Consider the following 21,042-nt stretch of genomic DNA (forward strand, 5'->3'; position numbering starts at 1 on the left):
TCATAAATGGTTACGATTGACTTGTCAGTCACGGTCTGGCGCTAATCGCGCATCCGCGGGATCCGGGCGTTCGATCCGGAACCAAAGACACACAAGAATTAGAAAACGAGAGGAGCGAAGCATGAACAAATCCACCTTGGCCCTGGCCGTGGCTGTTGGGGTTCTGGCGCAGCAGGCAGGCGCCGCTGGTTTTATCGAGGACAGCAAGGCGTCTGTAAGTTCTCGTACGCTGTACTTTGATAACGATAACCGCGAAGGCGGCAATGACCAGCGTGAGACGGCCACTGGCCTGAAGTTCGACTACAAGTCCGGCTTCACTCAAGGCGTCGTTGGTTTCGGTATCGATGCCCAGGCACTGGTCGGTATCCACCTCGATGGCGGCAGAGGCCATCACCCGGATAACAACTCCTTCGTTCCAAGCGATACCGATGGCTCCGCCGTACACGATTGGAGCCGTCTGTCTGGTAACGTCAAGGCGCTGTTCTCCAAGACCGAGGCCCACCTGGGTGGCGCCCTGGCGCCTAACCTGCCGATCCTGGTCGCCAGCGACGGTCGTCTGCTGCCGCAAACCTTTGAAGGTGGCACCATCACCTCCAAGGAAATCGACAATGTGACGTTCAACGCCGGTCAGCTGGAACACGTTGTGGGTCGTGCCGGCACCAACAGCACTGGCATGTCGGTAAACGGCGGTACTGAAGACAGCAACCAGTTCCGTTACGGCGGCGCCGACTGGAAGGTCACTAAGGACCTGACGCTGCAGTACTACTACGCCAACCTGCAGGATTACTACAAGCAGCACTTCCTGGGCGCAGTACACGTTTTCCCGATCAGCGAAGGCCAGTCGTTCAAGACAGACCTGCGTTACTTCGACAGCAGTTCGGATGGCCGCAACGGTGATGCGGGCTATCGCTTCAACAACAACGGTGGCTATGCCAAGAACGCGGGCGAGGTCGACAACAAGACCTGGAGCGCCATGTTCACTTACACCTTGGGCGGCAGCGCATTCCTGTTGGGTCACCAGCAAGTCGGTGATGATGGCGGCTTTGTCTACCTTAACCAGGGCAGCCTGCTCAATGACGCCGGTCGTAACGAAGGCGCGGGTGGCTCGAGCTTCTATCTGTTCACCGACAGCATGATCAACCCGTTTGTCCGTGCCGGTGAAAACACCACCTTCGGCCAATACTCCTATGATTTCACGGCCTTGGGTGCTCCAGGCCTGAAGGCTGCGGTTGCCTACCTGCACGGTGACGACATCAAGTCGGCTACCGGCGGCAGCGACTCGTCCGAGTGGGAACGTGACATGCGCCTGGACTACGTTGTCCAGCAAGGTCCTCTGAAGGGCTTCGGCACCACCCTGCGTCACGGTACCTACCGTGGCAGCGGCACTGGTATCGCCAGCCAGGATCAGACCCGCCTGATCTTCAACTACACTTACAACTTCATGTAAGACGTAGCGAAGTAAAAAAAGCCCCGCCCGGCAGCACGCCGGGCGGGGCTTTTGCGTTTTGGGTCAGGTAGTGGGATCCGTCTTGTATTCCTCCCGTATCCGGGGGATGCAACGCTCAATACACGCCGCTTTATTGAATCAGTACATCATCGACCGTACACGATGCCTTTTTCGTGAATGTCCTTGAACAGGCCTGCCCGAGCTTCGTCGAGAGCGGTTTTTTCGCTGAGGATAAAACATTCGAACAACCCCGCCTGTACGTCTCTAGCCCAGAGCCTCTGACCACGGGTCAGGATCTGATACTGCATCACCGTCGTTGCCGCACGTAAATCAAGCAGATCCACTGGGCATCCGGCTATATCCGCCAAGTCCCCGGAAAGCTGCCATAACAACACGGGGTCGACCTGACCGGTCCAGAGCACAGCTATATCGACATCACTGCCAGGCCCGGCGGTTCCCTGTGCATGGCTACCGAACAGGTAAACCGCCAGCAGTCCAGGGAGGTGGTTTTGCAGATGAGTCAACAAGGCTTGAGTGTTCATGTTGCCTATCCTAGCCGCTCGTCCTGAAATCGCGTCAATAATTTCCGTAATGTGAACACAAAACAAAAAAAGCCCCACCCGGCTACACGCCGGGTGGGGCTTTTGCGTTTTCGAGTCAGGCCCACCCCTGTAGCCCTCCTCGAAACTTCTCCTCTTTTCAGCAACTCGAGGCCTTCTCGAACCTCGCTGGCGATCTTGTGCCGGTATGCGGGATGGCGCCAGTGAACAGTTTTTTATATTCACTATCGATCTAGATAAATGGATATTTATTCTTTTTAAAGCAAACGAAACCGGTGCAAAGTTGGGCTCACAACAACCTCATCCAGGAGCCGCACCATGAGCCTCAGACTCGGCGACATCGCCCCCGACTTCGAACAGGATTCCAGCGCCGGCAAGATTCGCTTCCACGAATGGCTCGGCGACAGCTGGGGCGTGCTGTTTTCCCACCCGGCGGACTTCACCCCGGTGTGCACCACCGAGTTGGGCCTGACCGCCAAGCTCAAGGACGAATTCGCCCAGCGCGGGGTCAAGGCCATTGCCCTTTCGGTCGACCCGGTGGACTCGCACCACAAGTGGATCGAGGACATCAACGAGACCCAGAACGCCGTGGTCAATTTTCCGATCCTGGCCGATGCCGACCGCAAGGTCTCGGACCTGTACGACCTGATCCATCCCAACGCCAGCGACACTTTGACTGTGCGTTCCTTGTTCGTGATCGACCCGAACAAGAAGATCCGCCTGACCATTACCTACCCGGCCAGTACCGGGCGCAATTTCAATGAGATCCTGCGGGTGATCGACTCGCTCCAATTGACCGACAACTACAAAGTCGCCACCCCGGCCAACTGGCAGGACGGCGATGAAGTGGTGATCGTGCCGTCGCTCAAGGATGAAGAGGAACTCAAGCAGCGTTTTCCCAAGGGTTACCGCGCCGTGAAGCCTTACCTGCGCCTGACCCCGCAGCCCAACCGCTGACGCAACCCCTGAACCTGACTCTGAAGCTGTGGGAGCGAGCTTGCTCGCGATGGCGTCGGATCTGCCAACGTCGATGTCGACTGATACACCGCTATCGCGAGCAAGCTCGCTCCCACAGGGGATTTCTGTGCACCAAGGGTTTTGGCCGTTTCGACGGCCTTTTTTTATTGCTTAAGGAAAGCGAATTACATATATCTTAATTGCATAACCAAATGAATAAATATGATTTAAAGATATATTGATCCCCTGTTATGGTTTGACCCATACAGCGAGATCGCCCACCGCGAATCGCACGTGACAGTTAAGGAATAGCAGGCATGTTGGTCGTCTCACTCGGTGGCAGTCCCAGCCAACGCTCCCGCTCCGGGGTGCTGCTGGAGCGGTCGCAACGCTGGTTGCAGCAGCAAGGTGTGGAAGTGGTGAGCTATCAGGTGCGCGATTTTCCGGCCGAAGATCTGCTCCATGCCCGTTTCGACAGCCCGAAGGTGATCGACCTGCTCCAGCAGATCGAAAATGCCGACGGCCTGTTGATTGCCACGCCGGTGTACAAGGCGTCTTTTTCCGGTGCGCTGAAGACCGTGCTGGACCTGCTGCCTGAACGGGCCCTGGCTCATAAAGTGGTGTTGCCGATGGCAACCGGCGGCAGCATCGCCCACATGCTGGCAGTGGACTACGCCCTCAAGCCGGTGTTGTCTGCGCTCAAGGCCCAGGAAATGCTCCATGGGATCTTTGCTGAAGATAGCCAGATCGCTTATGGCGAAGGCAGCGCCCAGGCGCAATTGGTACCGGCCCTGCAACAGCGCCTGGACGAGGCGCTGGAACAGTTTTTCAGCGCCATGGCCCGTCGGCCCAGGCCGTTGGACCCAAATGTATTGAACGAACGTTTGTTGAGTGCTCGCTGGAGCATTTGAACCCCGAACACCCTGATTCAACTCACCTTACTCAGCCGTCAACGGCCCAGCAGGTGCAGCCAAAACCCCACAGCAAAAAGGAGAGGCGCCATGCGCACTGTCATTTTGCGTCGCGGGCTGGTCGCTCTGTTTGCTGCGGCTGTGTCCCTCGGCGTCATTACTCAAGCTCAAGCCGAGACCTTGCGGATCGGTTACCAGAAATACGGCACCCTGGTGCTGCTCAAAGCCAAGGGAACATTGGAAAAACGTCTCGCCGCCCAAGGCGTGGACGTGCAATGGACCGAGTTCCCCGGTGGCCCGCAGCTGCTTGAGGGCTTGAACGTCGGTTCCATCGACTTTGGCGTGACCGGTGAAACCCCGCCGGTGTTTGCCCAGGCCGCAGGCGCCGATCTGCTCTACGTCGCTTACGAGCCACCGGCGCCCACCAGCGAGGCGATCCTGGTGCCCAAAGGCTCGGCCATCCAATCGGTGCAAGACCTCAAGGGCAAGAAAGTCGCGCTGAACAAAGGCTCCAACGTTCACTACCTGCTGGTGCGAGCGCTGGAAGATGCCGGCCTGAAGTATTCCGACATCCAGACCGTTTTCCTGCCACCGGCCGACGCCCGCGCCGCGTTCGAGCGTGGCAGCGTCGACGCCTGGGTGATCTGGGATCCGTACCAGGCTGCCGCCGAACAGCAGTTGCAGGCACGCACCCTGCGTGACGGCAAAGGCATCGTCGACAACCACCAGTTCTACCTGGCCACCAAACCCTATGCGCAAAAAAATCCCCAGGTCATCACGACGCTGGTGGAAGAGGTGCGCGCAGTGGGGGAGTGGTCCAGGGCCAATCCTGACGACGTGACCAAGCAGGTATCGCCGCTGCTCGGCCTGCCGGCGGACATCACCCTGACGTCGGTGAAACGCCAAGGCTATGGGGCGTTGTTCCTCACGCCGGAGGTGGTGGCGGCGCAGCAGAAAATCGCCGACAGCTTCTATCAGCTCAAATTGATTCCCAAACCCTTGAGCATCAAGGACGTGATCTGGACGCCGCCGGCGGCCGTTGCGAAAGCGCAGTAATTCGATTCCTTAGGAGACCACTCCATGAGCCTCAATATTTTCTGGTTCCTGCCTACCCACGGCGACGGCCATTACCTTGGCACTGCCGAAGGCGCCCGCGCCGTCGATCACGGTTACCTGCAACAAGTCGCCCAGGCGGCGGATCGACTGGGTTTCGGCGGTGTGCTTATCCCCACCGGGCGTTCCTGCGAAGACTCCTGGCTGGTGGCCGCTTCGTTGATTCCGGTGACCCAGCGCCTGAAATTCCTCGTTGCCCTGCGCCCCGGGATCATTTCTCCGACGGTGGCGGCGCGCCAGGCTGCGACCCTCGACCGGTTGTCCGGCGGACGTGCGTTGTTCAACCTGGTGACCGGTGGCGACCCGGATGAGTTGGCCGGCGATGGCCTGTTCCTCGACCACGAGCAACGCTACCAGGCGTCGGTGGAATTCACCCGCATCTGGCGCCGGGTGCTGGAAGGCGAAACCGTGGATTACGATGGTGAGCACATCAGTGTGAAGGGCGCCAAGCTGCTCTATCCACCGATCCAGCAACCGCGTCCGCCGCTGTATTTCGGTGGCTCGTCGCAAGCCGCCCAGGACTTGGCAGCCGAGCAGGTGGAAATGGTGCTGACCTGGGGCGAGCCGCCCGCAGCCGTGGCGGAAAAGATCGAACAAGTACGGGCCAAGGCTGCGAAATTGGGGCGCACGGTACGTTTCGGCATCCGCCTGCATGTGATCGTGCGGGAAACCAACGCCGAAGCCTGGCAAGCGGCCGACCGGCTAATTTCCCACCTGGACGACGACACCATTGCCCGTGCCCAGGCGTCCCTGGCGCGCTTCGACTCGGTGGGTCAGCAACGCATGGCCGCCCTGCACGGTGGCCGTCGCGACAAGCTGGAAGTCAGCCCCAACCTCTGGGCCGGCGTCGGCCTGGTTCGCGGCGGTGCCGGTACGGCGCTGGTGGGCGATGGCCCGACCGTGGCGGCGCGGGTCAAGGAGTACGCCGATCTTGGCATCGACACCTTTATCTTCTCCGGTTATCCACACCTGGAAGAGTCCTATCGCGTGGCGGAACTGTTGTTCCCCCACCTGGACGTGGAGCGTCCGGAGTTGCCCAGGAGCCAGGGCTATGTGAGCCCGTTCGGTGAAATGGTCGCCAACGATATTCTTCCCAAAGCCGCGTCCCAGAGTTGAGGCGGCCATGAAGAAAATCATCCACAACCTCACGCCCTGGGCGGTGCCGCTGCTGTTGCTGGCGGTATGGCAACTGTCGGTATCGGCCGGTTGGTTATCCACGCGGATCCTGCCGGCACCCGTGGCCGTGATCGAGGCCGGGGTCAATCTGGTGCGCAGCGGCGAGATCTGGACGCACCTGGCGATCAGCGGTTGGCGCGCAGCGGTGGGCTTTCTGATCGGCGGTGGCATCGGCCTGGCCCTGGGCTTCATCACCGGCTTGTCGAAGTGGGGCGAACGCCTGTTGGACAGTTCCGTGCAAATGCTCCGGAACATCCCGCACCTGGCGCTGATTCCGTTGGTGATCCTGTGGTTTGGCATCGATGAGTCGGCGAAGATTTTCCTGGTGGCGCTGGGCACGTTGTTCCCGATCTACCTCAACACCTACCACGGCATTCGCAACGTCGATCCGGCGCTGGTGGAAATGTCCCGCAGCTACGGTTTGTCTGGCTTGCGCCTGTTTCGCCAGGTGATCCTGCCGGGCGCCTTGCCTTCGATCCTGGTGGGCGTGCGCTTTGCCCTGGGGTTCATGTGGCTGACGCTGATCGTGGCGGAAACTATCTCGGCCAGCTCCGGCATCGGTTATCTGGCAATGAATGCCCGGGAGTTCCTGCAGACCGATGTGGTGGTGCTGGCGATTCTCCTGTACGCCGTGCTGGGCAAATTGGCCGACCTTGCCGCCCGTGGGCTTGAGCGGGTCTGGCTGCGCTGGCACCCGGCCTACCAAGTGAACAAGGGAGGTGCCGCATGACCGCCCAACAACCTCCGCGCCTGCTGCGTGGCATCCCGCTGGCAGTGCGCAAGCTGCAAAAAACCTTCGGCACGCGCCAGGTGTTGCGCGACATCGACCTGCATATCCCGGCCGGGCAGTTCGTAGCCGTGGTCGGTCGCAGTGGCTGTGGAAAAAGTACGTTGCTGCGGTTGCTGGCCGGTCTCGATCAGCCTACCGATGGGCAACTGTTGGCGGGCTCGGCAGCGTTGAGTGCCGCGCAACAGGACACGCGGTTGATGTTCCAGGAAGCGCGTTTGCTGCCCTGGAAAAAAGTCATCGACAACGTCGGCCTTGGACTAAAAGGCAACTGGCGCTCGCAGGCGTTGCAGGCACTGGAAGCCGTCGGCTTGGCCGACCGCGCCCAGGAGTGGCCGGCGGCGTTGTCCGGCGGGCAGAAACAACGAGTGGCCCTGGCCCGCGCGCTGATTCATCAGCCACGCCTGCTGCTGCTCGACGAACCCTTGGGGGCGCTGGACGCACTGACCCGCATCGAGATGCAGCAACTGATCGAAAACCTCTGGCAGCAGCACGGCTTCACGGTGTTGCTGGTGACCCACGACGTCAGCGAGGCGGTAGCGATTGCCGATCGGGTGATCCTGATCGAGGACGGCCAGATCGGCCTTGACCTGTCCATCGACCTGCCACGCCCACGGGCTCGCGGCTCTCATCGCCTGGCGAGCCTGGAAACCGAAGTCCTCAACCGTGTGCTGTCCTTGCCCGGCCAACCGCCGGAACCGGAACCCGTTTCACCCTTGCCCACGCAATTGCGTTGGGCGCAATAACCTCATCCAGACAGGAATCGACACCATGACTATCAAAGCCATCAACGTACGCAACCAGTTCAAAGGCACCATCAAGGAAATCGTCGAAGGCGACGTGTTGTCGGAAATCGACGTGCAGACCGCGTCGGGCATCGTCACTTCGGTCATCACCACCCGCTCGGTCAAGGAGCTGGAACTGGCGATCGGCAGCGAAGTGATCGCCTTCGTCAAATCCACCGAGGTGTCTATCGCCAAGTTGTGAGCGATGCTTGACCCACAGCCCCGGACGGCGTGAGCCCTTCGGGGCTTATCGTTCCCACGCTCTGCGTGGGAATGCCTCTACGGACACACCGCGTTCGGCTCTTGGGGACGCGGAGCGTCCCTGGCTGCATGCCCACGCAGAGCGTGGGAACGATCAACACTAGGCGTGGGAACGATCAAGCGGAGCGCTTGGGCAGATACGGTGGCAGATACAGCCCCAGGTACGCATCGAACACCCGCATGCCTTCCTCGGCCATGCGCGGGGTGATCTGGCCGTGTTGTTGTACCGAGCGGGCGTAGACGCGGTCGCCCAGTTCCATGGCCAGGGCGAACACGTCGACGTCGCTGGGCAAGGTCGGCAGTTCGAAATGGTGGTTGAACACCTTATGCATCAGGTCGCCCAGCTCGAGGTCGTGCTGGCGGTCGGCCTGGGTGACTTCGGTCAGGCCGTGCTGGGCCAGGATCAGTTGGCGGGCGGCGGCGTCCTGGCTATAGATGGTGAGCATGCGCTGTTCCACCAGCCGTGACAGATCGTGCCAGTGGTTCAACGCCGCATGATCGATCGGTGCTTGCAGGCAGGCGCGAAAGGCGGCGTGGACGTCGGCGGTCAGGGCTTCGAGCAGGGCCGGGACACTGGCGAAGAAGTGGTACACGGAAGAAGGCGGGATCCCGGCACGTTCGGCGACGCTGTAGATCGACAGGCTGGCCACGCCTTCGGCGGCAAGCAGTGTACGGGCGGCATCAAGAATGGTGTCGATCCGGGCCTGGCTGCGTGCGCGGGGTTTGCGGGGGGTGGCGATGCGCGTCATGGACGTCTCCTGCGGGGCTGCCGGGCATTGTACGAGTCGGGTCCTGTGTTGTCTGCCAGGTCGTCATCGCGGGCAAGCCTTGCTCCCACAGGGAACTGTGATGAACCTGGCTCAGGTGGTTACCACAGATCCAATGTGGGAGCTGAGCTTGCTCGCGATCCGCCGAAGGCGGCCATCCAACCAGCATCCATAAAAAACGCCGCACCCCTTTAAGGGCCGCGGCGTTATTTTTTTACTGCAACCCGCTTACACGGTATGCAGGTACCAGTTGTACTCGAGGTCGGAGATGGAGTGTTCGAACTCTTCCAGCTCGCTCTCCTTGCAGGCTACGAAGATATCGATGTATTTCGGGTCGATGTACTTGGCCATGACTTCGCTGTCGTCCAGCTCGCGCAGGGCATCGCGCAAGTTGTTCGGCAGGCTTTGCTCGTTCTGCTCGTAGCTGTTGCCTTCCACCGGCGCACCGGGCTCGATCTTGTTGGTCAGGCCATGGTGTACGCCCGCCAGCACGGCGGCCATCAGCAGATAGGGGTTGGCATCGGCGCCGGCGACGCGGTGTTCCAGGCGCACGGCATCGGCCGAACCGGTAGGGACGCGCAAAGCCACTGTGCGGTTGTCCAGGCCCCAGGTCGGCGAGTTCGGCACGTAGAACTGTGCGCCGAAACGACGGTAGGAGTTGACGTTCGGGCAGAGGAAAGCCATCTGCGCGGGCAGGGTCTCGAGCACACCGCCGATCGCGTGACGCAGTGCGGCGTTCTGCTCGGGATCCTCGCTGGCAAAAATATTCTTGCCATCTTTATCAAGAATCGAGATGTGGACGTGCAGACCATTACCCGCCTGGCCCGGATAAGGCTTGGCCATGAAGGTGGTGTCCATTTCATGGTCGTAGGCGATGTTCTTGATCAGACGCTTGAGCAGGACCGCATAGTCGCAGGCCTTGATCGGGTCGGCCACGTGGTGCAGGTTCACTTCGAACTGCGCCGGGGCACTTTCCTTGACGATGGCGTCGGCGGGAATGCCTTGCTCCTTGGCCCCTTCCAGAATGTCCTGGAGGCAATCGACGTATTCGTCGAGGTCATCGATCAGGTAGACCTGGGTCGAGTGCGGGCGTTTGCCGGAGATCGGCGAGCGGGGCGGTTGTGGGCGTCCATTCACGTTCTCCTGGTCGATCAGGTAGAACTCCAGCTCGAATGCGGCGCAGATGGTCAGGCCCAGTTCATCGAACTTGGTCACGACTTGGCGCAGGACTTCACGCGGGTCGGCGAAGAAAGGCTCGCCTTCGAGTTCGTGCATGGTCATCAACAGTTGCGCAGTGGGGCGCTTCTGCCAAGGTTCGTTGCACAGGGTGTCAGGGATTGGATAGCAGATCCGGTCGGCATCGCCGATGTCCAGACCCAGGCCGGTGCTTTCCACCGTAGAGCCGTTGATATCCAGGGCAAATAAAGAGGCCGGCAGGTTGATGCCTTTCTCGTAAACCTTGTGGAGGCTGGTGCGTTCTATGCGCTTGCCGCGCACCACACCATTCATATCCGCAATCAGAAGGTCAACGTACAGAACCTCAGGATGTTCCTTAAGGAACGCGTTCGCTTCGTTAAGCTGAACGGCACGCGGGGGTACCGACATGATGCAACACCTTTGTTGTTAAAAATATCAATCATTGATCTCTTCGAAAGCCAGTCAACCCGAACGGCATGCCGAAGTCAAGCAGGGCCTTTTTTGCCCTAAAAAAGCACCTTCAGGGCTTTTTTGAGGCAATTTAGGGCGTTTTTTTCCCTTTAAGGGTCTTGGCGCCCGCGGGCTTGAGCGGGCCGTGTTGTATTTTTTACGGGGGTGTTGTGTAAAAAAATGAACAAGGCTAAGCTCGATTCAAACCCATAACAGCAATAATACCGGGGTGCTTCATGTCTCGCCTGCCGTTAATCGGCGTCACCACCTGCTCCAGGCAGATTGGTCTGCATGCTTATCACATCAGTGGCGATAAATATTCCCGGGCTGTCGCGACAGCCGCCAAGGGCCTGCCCGTGCTGCTCCCGTCCCTGGCGGATCTGCTCCCACCGTCCGATATTCTGGACGCTCTGGACGGCATTCTCTTTACCGGCTCTCCTTCCAATGTAGAACCTTTTCATTACCAGGGCCCGCCCAGTGCGCCAGGCACTGCTCATGATCCTGCACGGGACGCCACCACCTTGCCGCTGATCCGCGCCGCTGTCGAGGCGGGCATCCCGGTGCTGGGCATTTGCCGTGGTTTCCAGGAGATGAACGTAGCCTTTGGCGGCAGCCTGCATCAGAAAGTTCATGAAGTCGGAACGTTCATTGATCATCGTGAAGACGATACTCAAGCGGTGGATGTTCAATACGGCCCTGCCCACGCCGTGCATATCCAGCCTGGCGGTGTACTGGCAGGGCTGGGGCTGCCCCAGCTAATAGAGGTCAACTCGATCCACAGCCAGGGCATCGAGCGCCTGGCACCTGGGTTGCGGGCCGAAGCGGTGGCCCCCGATGGCCTGATCGAGGCTATTTCGGTGCCAGAAGGCAAGGCTTTTGCTTTAGGTGTGCAATGGCACCCCGAATGGGAGGTAAGCTCTAACCCGCACTACCTTGCGATTTTCCAGGCATTTGGCGATGCCTGCCGAGCAAGGGCAATACAACGCGACGCCGATGCGTCAAACAACGCCTGACGACTAATAGCAGTCAGGAAACTCACGCCTAGAGGCATTTATGAGTAACAACCTCGACCAGCTCACCGATTGGTTGAAAGACCACAAGATCACAGAAGTCGAATGCATGATTGGCGACCTCACCGGTATCACCCGGGGCAAGATCTCGCCGACCAACAAGTTCATTGCCGAGAAAGGCATGCGCCTGCCCGAGAGCGTTCTGCTCCAGACCGTTACGGGCGACTATGTCGAAGACGACATCTATTACGAACTGCTCGACCCCGCCGACATCGACATGATCTGTCGCCCGGACGAGAACGCAGTCTTCCTTGTGCCCTGGGCCATCGAGCCCACTGCCCAGGTCATCCACGACGCCTACGACAAGCAGGGCAACCCCATCGAGCTGTCGCCGCGCAACGTGCTCAAGAAAGTACTCAAGCTCTACGCCGACAAGGGTTGGCAGCCGATCGTCGCGCCGGAAATGGAGTTCTACCTGACCAAGCGCAGCGACGACCCGGACTTTCCGCTGCAACCGCCTATTGGCCGCTCCGGACGCCCGGAAACCGGCCGCCAGTCATTCTCGATCGAAGCGGCCAACGAATTCGATCCGCTGTTCGAAGACGTCTACGACTGGTGCGAACTGCAGGAACTGGACCTCGATACCCTGATCCACGAGGACGGCACGGCGCAGATGGAAATCAATTTCCGTCATGGCGATGCCCTGTCCCTGGCCGACCAGATCCTGGTATTCAAGCGCACCATGCGCGAAGCGGCACTCAAGCACGACGTGGCTGCCACCTTCATGGCCAAGCCCATGACCGGCGAGCCGGGCAGTGCGATGCACCTGCACCAGAGCATCATCGACAAGGAAACTGGCAAGAACGTCTTCTCCAATGAAGACGGGACCATGAGCGATCTGTTCCTGCATCACATCGGTGGCCTGCAGAAATTCATCCCCGAGCTGTTGCCGCTGTTCGCCCCCAACGTCAACTCGTTCCGTCGCTTCCTGCCGGACACGTCGGCGCCGGTGAACGTGGAGTGGGGCGAAGAGAACCGCACCGTGGGCCTGCGCGTGCCGGATGCCGGGCCGCAGAACCGGCGGGTGGAAAACCGCTTGCCGGGCGCCGATGCCAACCCGTACCTGGCGATTGCCGCCAGCCTGCTGTGTGGCTTCATCGGCATGGTCGAAGGCATCAACCCGAGCGCGCCGGTGGTGGGCCGAGGCTACGAACGCCGCAACCTGCGTTTGCCGCTGACCATCGAAGACGCCCTGGAACGCATGGAAAACAGCACCACCATCGAGAAATACCTGGGCAAGAAATTCATCACAGGCTACGTCGCGGTCAAGCGGGCCGAGCATGAAAACTTCAAGCGCGTCATCAGTTCGTGGGAGCGGGAATTCCTGCTCTTTGCCGTCTGAAGCGCCGGGCGAGGCTGCTTCAGGCAGCTTCGCCCTCACCGATAAAAGGAGAATTGGCATGACCCGCAACAACCCGCAAACCCGTGAATGGCAGGCCCTGAGCAACGATCACCACCTGGCGCCGTTCAGTGACTTCAAGCAGCTCAAAGAGAAAGGCCCGCGCATCATCACCCACGCCAAGGGTGTCTACCTCTGGGACAGTGAAGGCAACAAGATCCTCGACGGCATGGCCGGCCTCTGGTGTGTGGCCGTCGGTTATGGCCGCGAGGAACTGGCCGATGCCGCCAGCCAACAGATGCGCGAGCTGCCGTACTACAACCTGTTCTTCCAGACCGCCCACCCGCCGGTGCTGGAATTGTCCAAAGCCATCGCCGACATCGCCCCTGAAGGCATGAACCACGTGTTCTTCACCGGTTCCGGCTCCGAGGGCAACGACACCATGCTGCGGATGGTCCGCCACTATTGGGCGATCAAGGGCCAGCCGAACAAGAAAGTCATCATCAGCCGCAAGAACGGTTATCACGGTTCGACCGTGGCCGGCGCGAGCCTGGGCGGCATGACCTATATGCACGAGCAAGGCGACCTGCCGATCCCGGGCATTGTCCACATCGCCCAACCTTATTGGTTCGGTGAAGGCGGCGACATGAGCCCCGAAGAGTTCGGTGTGTGGGCGGCCAACCAGTTGGAAGAAAAGATCCTGGAGCTCGGCGTGGACAACGTCGGCGCCTTCATCGCCGAGCCGATCCAGGGCGCCGGTGGTGTGATCGTGCCGCCGGACAGCTACTGGCCGCGCATGAAGGAAATCCTCGCCAAGTACGACATCCTGTTCGTGGCCGACGAAGTGATCTGTGGCTTCGGTCGTACCGGTGAGTGGTTCGGTACCGACTATTACGGGTTGAAACCGCACATGATGACCATCGCCAAGGGCCTGACCTCCGGCTACATCCCCATGGGCGGGCTGATCGTGCGTGACGACGTGGTCGCGGTGCTCAACGAAGGCGGCGACTTCAACCACGGGTTTACCTATTCCGGTCATCCGGTAGCCGCGGCAGTGGCCCTGGAAAACATCCGCATCCTGCGCGACGAAAAGATCATCGAGCGCGTCCATGCTGAAACGGCACCCTATTTGCAGAAACGTTTGCGGGAACTGAACGATCATCCGCTGGTGGGTGAAGTGCGCGGTGTCGGTTTGCTGGGGGCGATCGAGCTGGTTCAGGACAAGGCCACGCGCAAGCGCTACGAAGGCAAGGGTGTGGGCATGATCTGCCGGCAGTTCTGCTTCGATAACGGGCTGATCATGCGCGCGGTGGGCGACACAATGATCATTGCGCCGCCGCTGGTGATCAGCAAGGCCGAGATCGATGAATTGGTGACCAAGGCGCGGCAGTGCCTGGACCTGACGCTCAGTGCGTTGCAAGGCTAAGTGCTAGGCTCTGAGCGAGGTGCCTGCAAGGGCCTCGCCCAGCGAGAATAAAAGGCTGGGCTTGTGTTGAAAGCCTGGCCTGTAACTTGCCAGACTACCGGCTGTTCAAGTTGCCCGCGAGCCGGCTACTGAACTGTGGCTAAGAAGAATAACTGGAGCATTTTTTCATGAAGGCATTAGGTATGAAGATAGCTGGCAAGACCCTCCTCGCCATGTCCCTGATGGGCGTGATGGCGGGCGCTGTTCAGGCGGACGACAAAGTGCTGCACGTCTATAACTGGTCCGACTACATTGCGCCGGATACCGTCGCCAAGTTCGAGAAAGAATCGGGGATCAAAGTCGTCTACGACGTGTTCGACAGCAACGAAACCCTGGAAGCCAAGTTGCTGGCCGGCAAGTCCGGTTATGACATCGTGGTGCCGTCGAACAACTTCCTGGCCAAGCAGATCAAGGCCGGGGTCTACCAGAAACTCGACAAGTCCAAGTTGCCCAACTGGAAAAACCTGAACACCGACCTGCTCAAGGCCGTTTCCGTGAGCGACCCGGGCAACGAGCACGCCTTCCCGTACATGTGGGGTTCGATCGGCATTGGTTTCAACGCCGAGAAGGTCAAGGCGGCCCTGGGTGCCGACGCGCCGACCAACTCGTGGGACCTGCTGTTCAAGCCGGAAAACGCGGCCAAGCTGAAATCCTGCGGTATCAGCTTCCTCGACTCGCCGACCGAGATGATCCCGGTGGCACTGCACTACCTGGGCTACCCGACCGACAGCCAGGACAAGAAACAACTGGCTGAAGCCGAGGCGCTGTTCCTCAAGATCCGTCCTTCGATCGGCTACTTCCACTCCTCCAAGTACATCTCCGACCTGGCCAACGGCAACATCTGCGTAGCGGTCGGCTACTCGGGCGACATCTACCAGGCCAAGTCCCGTGCGGCCGAAGCCGGCGGCAAGGTTAAAGTCAGCTACAACATTCCGAAGGAAGGTGCTGGCAGCTTCTTCGACATGGTCGCCATCCCCAAGGATGCCGAGAACGTCGAGGGTGCCTACAAGTTCATGACCTTCCTGCAGAAACCGGAAATCATGGCTGAAATCACCGATACCGTGAGCTTCCCGAACGGCAACGCGGCCTCTACGCCGCTGGTCAACAAGGAAATCACCAGCGACCCGGGCATCTACCCGCCGGCAGACGTGCAAGCCAAGCTTTACGCGATTGCCGACCTGCCAGCCGCGACCCAGCGGATCATGACCCGCAGCTGGACCAAGATCAAATCCGGTAAATAAGCCGGCCTGAAGCGTCTTCCTGTTGTCGCTGCCATCGCGGCGGCGGCAACAGGAGCAATTAAATAACTAAAAGTTTTGCTGGATCGGTTTATCGAGGGTAAGTTGCGCGCCGGTTTTGTTGCAGGGCCTCTCTTGGCCAAGTAACGGGGGCAACTTGGGCCCAACTATTTAAGAGGACCTCCACGTGCCAGTCTTTTCTTTGTTACGTAACGCCTTGCTGGTCGGCGCCGGCCTGACGCTCGCCGTCAGCGTCCAGGCCGCCTCCACCGTGCATATTTATAATTGGTCGGACTACATCGGCGAGACCACCCTGGCGGATTTCGAAAAAGCCACTGGCATCAAGCCGGTGTATGACGTGTTCGATTCCAACGAAACCCTGGAAGGCAAGTTGCTGGCCGGGCGTACCGGTTACGACGTGGTGGTGCCGTCCAACCACTTCCTGGGCAAGCAGATCAAGGCCGGGGCGTTCCAGAAGCTCGACAAGGCGCAGTTGCCCAACTACGCCAACCTCGACCCTGCGCTGCTCAAACGCCTGGAAAAGAACGACCCAGGCAACCAGTACGCCGTGCCTTACCTGTGGGGCACCAACGGCATCGGCTACAACGTCGAGAAGATCAAGGCGGTCCTGGGTGTCGAGAAGATCGATTCGTGGGCCATGCTGTTCGAGCCGGAAAACATCAAGAAGCTGTCCAGTTGCGGTGTTTCGTTCCTCGACTCGGGCGACGAGATGATCCCGGCGATGCTCAATTACCTGGGCCTGAACCCCAACAGCGAAGACCCTGAAGACTACAAGAAGGCCGAGGCTCAGCTCCTCAAGATCCGGCCTTACGTGACCTACTTCAACTCCTCCAAGTACATCTCCGATCTGGCCAACGGCGAGATCTGCGTGGCCGCCGGTTTCTCCGGCGACATCTTCCAGGCCCGCGCCCGTGCCAGTGAAGCCGGCAAGGGCGTCAATATCGCCTACGTGATTCCCAAGGAAGGCGGCAACCTCTGGTTCGACATGCTGGCGATCCCGCGCGACGCCACCAACATCAAACAAGCGCATGCTTTTATCAACTATGTGCTCAAGCCTGAAGTCATCGCACAGGTCAGCGACACCGTCGGTTATGCCAACCCGAACCCCAAGGCTGGCGAGCTGATGGATCAGAAAGTACGCACCGACGAAGCGGTTTACCCACCGCAAGCGGTCGTCGACAAGCTCTACGTCAACTCCGAGTTGCCGCCCAAGATCCAACGACTCATGACCCGCAGCTGGACCAAGGTCAAGTCGGGTAAATAACGTCAACACTCTTAGGTTCGTCCGCGTGGGGCGAACTGCAAATTCTGTGGGAGTTTCGTAAATGGCAGTTGCCTCCGGCGCCTATAAGAAAGCCCTCGAGGGCGACCAGACACCCAAGCAGGTGTTGGTCAAAATCGACCGGGTCACGAAGAAGTTCGACGAGACGATTGCCGTGGACGATGTGTCCCTGGAAATCAAGAAAGGCGAGATCTTCGCCTTGCTCGGCGGTTCGGGATCGGGCAAATCCACCTTGCTGCGCATGCTGGCCGGTTTCGAGCGGCCCACCGAGGGACGGATTTTCCTCGATGGCGTGGACATCACCGACATGCCGCCCTACGAGCGGCCGATCAACATGATGTTCCAGTCCTACGCCTTGTTCCCCCACATGACCGTGGCGCAGAACATTGCCTTCGGCTTGCAGCAGGACAAGATCCCGAAAGCCGAGGTCGATGCCCGCGTGGCTGAAATGCTCAAGCTGGTGCAGATGAGCCAGTACGCCAAGCGCAAGCCACACCAGCTCTCCGGCGGCCAGCGCCAGCGCGTGGCCCTGGCCCGTTCCCTGGCCAAGCGGCCGAAGCTGTTGTTGCTCGACGAGCCGATGGGGGCCCTGGACAAGAAGCTGCGCTCGCAAATGCAACTTGAGCTGGTGGAGATCATCGAGCGGGTTGGCGTGACTTGCGTCATGGTGACCCACGATCAGGAAGAGGCCATGACCATGGCCGAGCGCATCGCGATCATGCACCTGGGCTGGATCGCCCAGATCGGCAGCCCGATCGACATCTACGAAACCCCGACCAGCCGGCTGGTCTGCGAGTTCATCGGCAACGTCAACATCTTCGAGACTGAAGTGGTGGACGACGCCGAAGGCCACGCGGTGCTGACCTGCAAGGACCTGGACCGCAACATCTACGTGGGCCACGGCATCAGCACCTCGGTGCAGGACAAGTCGGTGACCTACGCCATCCGCCCGGAAAAACTGCTGGTCACCGCCGAACAACCGACCTGCGAGAACAACTGGTCCAGCGGCAAGGTCCATGACATCGCGTACCTGGGTGGCCACTCGGTGTTCTACGTCGAGTTGCCGAGCGGCAAGCTGGTGCAGTCCTTCGTCGCCAACGCCGAACGCCGCGGCCAGCGTCCGACTTGGGGCGACCAGGTATTCGTCTGGTGGGAAGACGACAGCGGCGTGGTGCTTCGCTCATGAACCTGCGCAAACTCAAACGCCGACTCGATCGAATAACGCCCGGTGGCCGCCAACTGGTCATCGGGGTGCCCTTCATCTGGCTGTTCCTGTTCTTCATGTTGCCGTTCTTCATTGTCCTGAAGATCAGCTTCGCCGAAGCCGACGTGGCCATCCCGCCGTACACCGAGATCTACAGCTACGTCGACCAGAAGCTGCAGGTGCTGCTCAACCTCGCCAACTACGCGATGCTGAGCGAGGACGAGCTGTACATTGCCGCCTACCTTGGCTCGCTGAAGATGGCGCTGATCAGCACCGTCTTGTGCCTGCTGATCGGTTATCCGATGGCCTATGGCATCGCCAATGCCCGCAAAGAGATGCAGACAGTGCTGGTGCTGCTGATCATGATGCCGACCTGGACCGCGATCCTGATCCGCGTCTACGCGTGGATGGGCATCCTCAGCAACAACGGCTTGCTCAACGGCTTTTTGCTGAGCATGGGTTGGATCAACGAGCCGCTGCAAATCCTCAACACCAACCTGGCGGTGTATATCGGGGTCGTCTACTCCTATCTGCCGTTCATGATCCTGCCGTTGTACGCCAACCTGGTGAAGCATGACCCCAGCCTGTTGGAAGCCGCGTCGGACCTGGGTTCGAGCACCTTCAACAGTTTCTGGAAAATCACCGTGCCGCTGTCCAAGAACGGCATCGTCGCCGGTTGCATGCTGGTGTTCATCCCCGTGGTGGGCGAGTTCGTGATCCCGGAACTGCTGGGTGGCCCGGAAACCCTGATGATCGGCAAAGTGCTGTGGCAGGAATTCTTCAACAACCGTGACTGGCCGGTGGCATCCGCCCTGGCGGTGGTGATGCTGGCGATCCTGATCGTGCCCATCATCCTGTTCAACCGCAGTCAGGCCAAAGAAATGGAGGGCAAGGAATGAAGCGCTTCAGTTTTTCAAGCCTGATGCTGGTGCTGGGTTTGCTGTTCATCTACGCACCGATGCTGATCCTGGTGATCTACTCGTTCAACGCCTCGAAACTGGTGACGGTGTGGGGCGGTTGGTCGATCAAGTGGTACGTCGGCCTGCTGGACAACAGCCAGTTGATGGGCTCGGTGATGCGCTCGCTGGAAATCGCCTGCTACACGGCGATTGCCGCGGTGGCCCTGGGTACGCTGGCGGCTTTCGTGCTGACCCGCATCACCCACTTCAAGGGGCGCACGCTGTTCGGCGGCCTGGTCACCGCGCCGTTGGTGATGCCGGAAGTCATCACTGGCCTGTCGCTGTTGCTGCTGTTCGTGGCCATGGCCCAGATGATTGGCTGGCCTCAGGAGCGTGGCATCGTCACGATCTGGATCGCCCACACCACGTTCTGCGCGGCCTATGTGGCGGTGGTGGTCTCGGCGCGCTTGCGTGAGCTGGACCTGTCCATCGAAGAAGCGGCGATGGACCTCGGTGCGCGGCCGTGGAAGGTGTTCTTTTTGATCACCATCCCAATGATCGCGCCGTCACTGGCAGCGGGGGGCATGATGTCGTTCGCGCTGTCCCTGGATGACCTGGTGCTGGCGAGCTTCGTCTCCGGCCCCGGCTCGACGACCTTGCCGATGGAAGTGTTCTCGGCGGTGCGCCTGGGGGTAAAACCGGAAATCAACGCCGTGGCGAGCCTGATTCTGCTGGCGGTGTCGCTGGTGACTTTCCTGGTCTGGTTCTTCAGCCGCCGCGCCGAAGAAAGCCGTAAGCGGGCGATCCAGCAAGCCATCGAAGAAAGCGCCGCCGACTCCTGGAAACAACCGGAAGTACGCCGGGCAGAGACCGCGCCGGTCTAAATCTGTGGGAGCGAGCTTGCTCGCGAAAGCGGTGTGGCAATCGACGAAGAGGTTGAATGCCAGGCCGCCATCGCGAGCAGGCTCAGCTCCCACAGTTTTTTTGGGGCGCCTATAAATCCGCGGCCAAACGCCGATCCCATTGTGGGAGCGAGCTTGCTCGCGATAGCGGTGTGGCAGTCGACGAAGAGGTTGAATGCCCGTGCGCCATCGCGAGCAAGCTCGGCTCCCACAGTTTTTTGGGGCGCCTATAAATCTGCGGCCAACCGCAGATCCCATTGTGGGAGCGAGCCTGCTCGCGATAGCGGTGTGGCAGTCAATGAAGAGGTTGAATGCCAGTCCGTCATCGCGAGCAAGCTCGGCTCCCACAGTTTTTTTGGGGCGCCTATAAATCCGCGGCCAAACGCCGATCCCATTGTGGGAGCGAGCTTGCTCGCGATAGCGGTGTGGCAGTCAATGAAGAGGTTGAATGCCCGTCCGCCATCGCGAGCAAGCTCGGCTCCCACAGTTTTTTGGGGCGCCTATAAATCCGCGGCCAAACGCCGATCCCATTGTGGGAGCGAGCTTGCTCGCGATAGCGGTGTGGCAGTCGACGAAGAGGTTGAATGCCCGTGCGCCATCGCGAGCAAGCTCGGCTCCCACAGTTTTTTGGGGCGCCTATAAATCTGCGGCCAACCGCAGATCCCATTGTGGGAGCGAGCCTGCTCGCGATAGCGGTGTGGCAGTCAATGAAGAGGTTGAATGCCAGGCCGCCATCGCGAGCAAGCTCAGCTCCCACAGTTTTTTGGGGCGCCTATAAATCCGCGGCCAAACGCAGATCCCATTGTGGGAGCGAGCTTGCTCGCGATAGCGGCCGGCAGGTTATTGGCCTCTCACTTCTTCAACGCGTCATGGGCCTCCAGCGCGCGCAGGGAGTAGATGTAGGCCGCGCCCGCGTTCAGGGACACCGCGGTGGCGAGGGTGGCGGCGATTTCTTCGCGGGTGGCGCCGGCCTTGATGGCGGCGTCGGTGTGTACGCCGATGCAACCGTCACAGCGCGTGGTGATGGCGACGGCGATGGAGATCAGCTCACGGGTCTTGGCATCGAGCACGTCGTTTTCAGCCGCGGCTTCGTCCAGGGCCATGTAGGCCTTGACCATCTTCGGATTGCTTTTGCCCAGGGCGCCAAAGGCGCTCTTGATGGTAGGCAGCAGCTCGGACCAGTTATTGAACATAGCGTTGACTCCTAGTGG

The 21,042-nt window shown here is 60.0% G+C and carries 20 protein-coding genes; 16 read left to right on the forward strand and 4 right to left on the reverse strand.

Annotation, left to right across the window (positions count from 1 at the left end):
- Nucleotides 1-121: 121 nt before the first annotated feature.
- A complete protein-coding gene (locus KGA89_RS17065) occupies nucleotides 122-1,447 on the forward strand; it encodes an OprD family porin (protein ID WP_027912764.1) in 1,326 nt (441 codons plus the stop codon).
- Nucleotides 1,448-1,593: 146 nt separating this feature from the next.
- Here KGA89_RS17065 and mntA read toward each other — a convergent pair whose 3' ends face one another.
- Nucleotides 1,594-1,989 carry a type VII toxin-antitoxin system MntA family adenylyltransferase antitoxin gene (gene mntA / locus KGA89_RS17070; RefSeq protein WP_223472090.1) on the reverse strand — a complete coding sequence of 132 codons (396 nt, stop codon included), beginning with the start codon at nucleotides 1,987-1,989 and terminating at the stop codon, nucleotides 1,594-1,596.
- 336 nt (nucleotides 1,990-2,325) lie between these two features.
- Between mntA and KGA89_RS17075 the strand changes: the two genes are divergently transcribed.
- The 7 genes from KGA89_RS17075 to KGA89_RS17105 all read left to right on the forward strand — a co-directional run bounded on the left by KGA89_RS17075 (nucleotide 2,326) and on the right by KGA89_RS17105 (nucleotide 7,938).
- Nucleotides 2,326-2,964, forward strand: coding sequence for a peroxiredoxin (locus KGA89_RS17075; RefSeq protein ID WP_024617266.1), 639 nt, complete (start codon nucleotides 2,326-2,328; stop codon nucleotides 2,962-2,964).
- Between the two features lie 317 nt (nucleotides 2,965-3,281).
- Complete coding sequence (gene ssuE / locus KGA89_RS17080; protein ID WP_223472091.1) at nucleotides 3,282-3,875, forward strand: NADPH-dependent FMN reductase; 594 nt, start codon at nucleotides 3,282-3,284, stop codon at nucleotides 3,873-3,875.
- A 90-nt stretch (nucleotides 3,876-3,965) separates the two neighbouring features.
- On the forward strand, nucleotides 3,966-4,931 hold the full coding sequence (locus KGA89_RS17085; protein WP_223472092.1) for a sulfonate ABC transporter substrate-binding protein: 966 nt from the start codon (nucleotides 3,966-3,968) through the stop codon (nucleotides 4,929-4,931).
- A 24-nt stretch (nucleotides 4,932-4,955) separates the two neighbouring features.
- A complete protein-coding gene (gene ssuD, locus KGA89_RS17090) occupies nucleotides 4,956-6,104 on the forward strand; it encodes an FMNH2-dependent alkanesulfonate monooxygenase (protein WP_223472093.1) in 1,149 nt (382 codons plus the stop codon).
- 7 nt (nucleotides 6,105-6,111) lie between these two features.
- Nucleotides 6,112-6,894, forward strand: coding sequence for an aliphatic sulfonate ABC transporter permease SsuC (ssuC, locus tag KGA89_RS17095; RefSeq protein ID WP_223472094.1), 783 nt, complete (start codon nucleotides 6,112-6,114; stop codon nucleotides 6,892-6,894).
- Nucleotides 6,891-7,697 carry an aliphatic sulfonates ABC transporter ATP-binding protein gene (gene ssuB, locus KGA89_RS17100; RefSeq protein ID WP_223472095.1) on the forward strand — a complete coding sequence of 269 codons (807 nt, stop codon included), beginning with the start codon at nucleotides 6,891-6,893 and terminating at the stop codon, nucleotides 7,695-7,697. The genes ssuC and ssuB overlap by 4 nt, the downstream gene beginning before the upstream one ends.
- 25 nt (nucleotides 7,698-7,722) lie before the next feature.
- Entirely contained in the window at nucleotides 7,723-7,938 is a 216-nt protein-coding gene (locus KGA89_RS17105) for a molybdopterin-binding protein (RefSeq protein WP_003177394.1), read from the forward strand.
- Nucleotides 7,939-8,113: 175 nt separating this feature from the next.
- Here KGA89_RS17105 and KGA89_RS17110 read toward each other — a convergent pair whose 3' ends face one another.
- Nucleotides 8,114-8,746: a TetR/AcrR family transcriptional regulator gene (locus KGA89_RS17110; RefSeq protein WP_003206643.1), complete on the reverse strand. Its 633-nt coding sequence runs from the start codon at nucleotides 8,744-8,746 to the stop codon at nucleotides 8,114-8,116.
- A 246-nt stretch (nucleotides 8,747-8,992) separates the two neighbouring features.
- Nucleotides 8,993-10,369, reverse strand: coding sequence for a glutamine synthetase family protein (locus tag KGA89_RS17115; protein ID WP_003177396.1), 1,377 nt, complete (start codon nucleotides 10,367-10,369; stop codon nucleotides 8,993-8,995).
- A gap of 278 nt (nucleotides 10,370-10,647) precedes the next feature.
- Here KGA89_RS17115 and KGA89_RS17120 point away from each other — a divergent pair, with 278 nt between their 5' ends.
- The 8 genes from KGA89_RS17120 (at nucleotide 10,648) to KGA89_RS17155 (ending at nucleotide 19,813) form a co-directional block, all read left to right on the forward strand.
- The gene (locus KGA89_RS17120) at nucleotides 10,648-11,424 is read left to right on the forward strand and encodes a gamma-glutamyl-gamma-aminobutyrate hydrolase family protein (RefSeq protein WP_223472096.1); all 777 of its coding nucleotides are present in this window, start codon (nucleotides 10,648-10,650) and stop codon (nucleotides 11,422-11,424) included.
- 40 nt (nucleotides 11,425-11,464) lie between these two features.
- Nucleotides 11,465-12,823, forward strand: coding sequence for a glutamine synthetase family protein (locus tag KGA89_RS17125; protein WP_003206640.1), 1,359 nt, complete (start codon nucleotides 11,465-11,467; stop codon nucleotides 12,821-12,823).
- A gap of 58 nt (nucleotides 12,824-12,881) precedes the next feature.
- Complete coding sequence (locus tag KGA89_RS17130; protein WP_013694499.1) at nucleotides 12,882-14,246, forward strand: aspartate aminotransferase family protein; 1,365 nt, start codon at nucleotides 12,882-12,884, stop codon at nucleotides 14,244-14,246.
- Nucleotides 14,247-14,428: 182 nt separating this feature from the next.
- Nucleotides 14,429-15,526, forward strand: coding sequence for a polyamine ABC transporter substrate-binding protein (locus KGA89_RS17135; protein WP_013694498.1), 1,098 nt, complete (start codon nucleotides 14,429-14,431; stop codon nucleotides 15,524-15,526).
- A 184-nt stretch (nucleotides 15,527-15,710) separates the two neighbouring features.
- Entirely contained in the window at nucleotides 15,711-16,808 is a 1,098-nt protein-coding gene (locus tag KGA89_RS17140) for a polyamine ABC transporter substrate-binding protein (protein WP_223472097.1), read from the forward strand.
- A gap of 61 nt (nucleotides 16,809-16,869) precedes the next feature.
- Nucleotides 16,870-18,012: an ABC transporter ATP-binding protein gene (locus KGA89_RS17145; protein WP_003177402.1), complete on the forward strand. Its 1,143-nt coding sequence runs from the start codon at nucleotides 16,870-16,872 to the stop codon at nucleotides 18,010-18,012.
- Nucleotides 18,009-18,929 (forward strand): ABC transporter permease subunit, encoded by a 921-nt coding sequence (locus tag KGA89_RS17150; RefSeq protein ID WP_223472098.1) that lies wholly within the window; start codon nucleotides 18,009-18,011, stop codon nucleotides 18,927-18,929. The genes KGA89_RS17145 and KGA89_RS17150 overlap by 4 nt, the downstream gene beginning before the upstream one ends.
- On the forward strand, nucleotides 18,926-19,813 hold the full coding sequence (locus KGA89_RS17155) for an ABC transporter permease subunit (protein ID WP_214510032.1): 888 nt from the start codon (nucleotides 18,926-18,928) through the stop codon (nucleotides 19,811-19,813). Before KGA89_RS17150 ends, KGA89_RS17155 begins: the two co-directional genes overlap by 4 nt.
- Before the next feature lie 869 nt (nucleotides 19,814-20,682).
- Here KGA89_RS17155 and KGA89_RS17160 read toward each other — a convergent pair.
- Nucleotides 20,683-21,024, reverse strand: a complete 342-nt coding sequence (locus KGA89_RS17160; RefSeq protein ID WP_003206631.1) for a carboxymuconolactone decarboxylase family protein — start codon at nucleotides 21,022-21,024, stop codon at nucleotides 20,683-20,685.
- Nucleotides 21,025-21,042 lie beyond the last annotated feature (18 nt).

Source organism: Pseudomonas sp. A-RE-22 (genome assembly GCF_019956035.1).
Lineage (GTDB): Bacteria > Pseudomonadota > Gammaproteobacteria > Pseudomonadales > Pseudomonadaceae > Aquipseudomonas > Aquipseudomonas brassicacearum.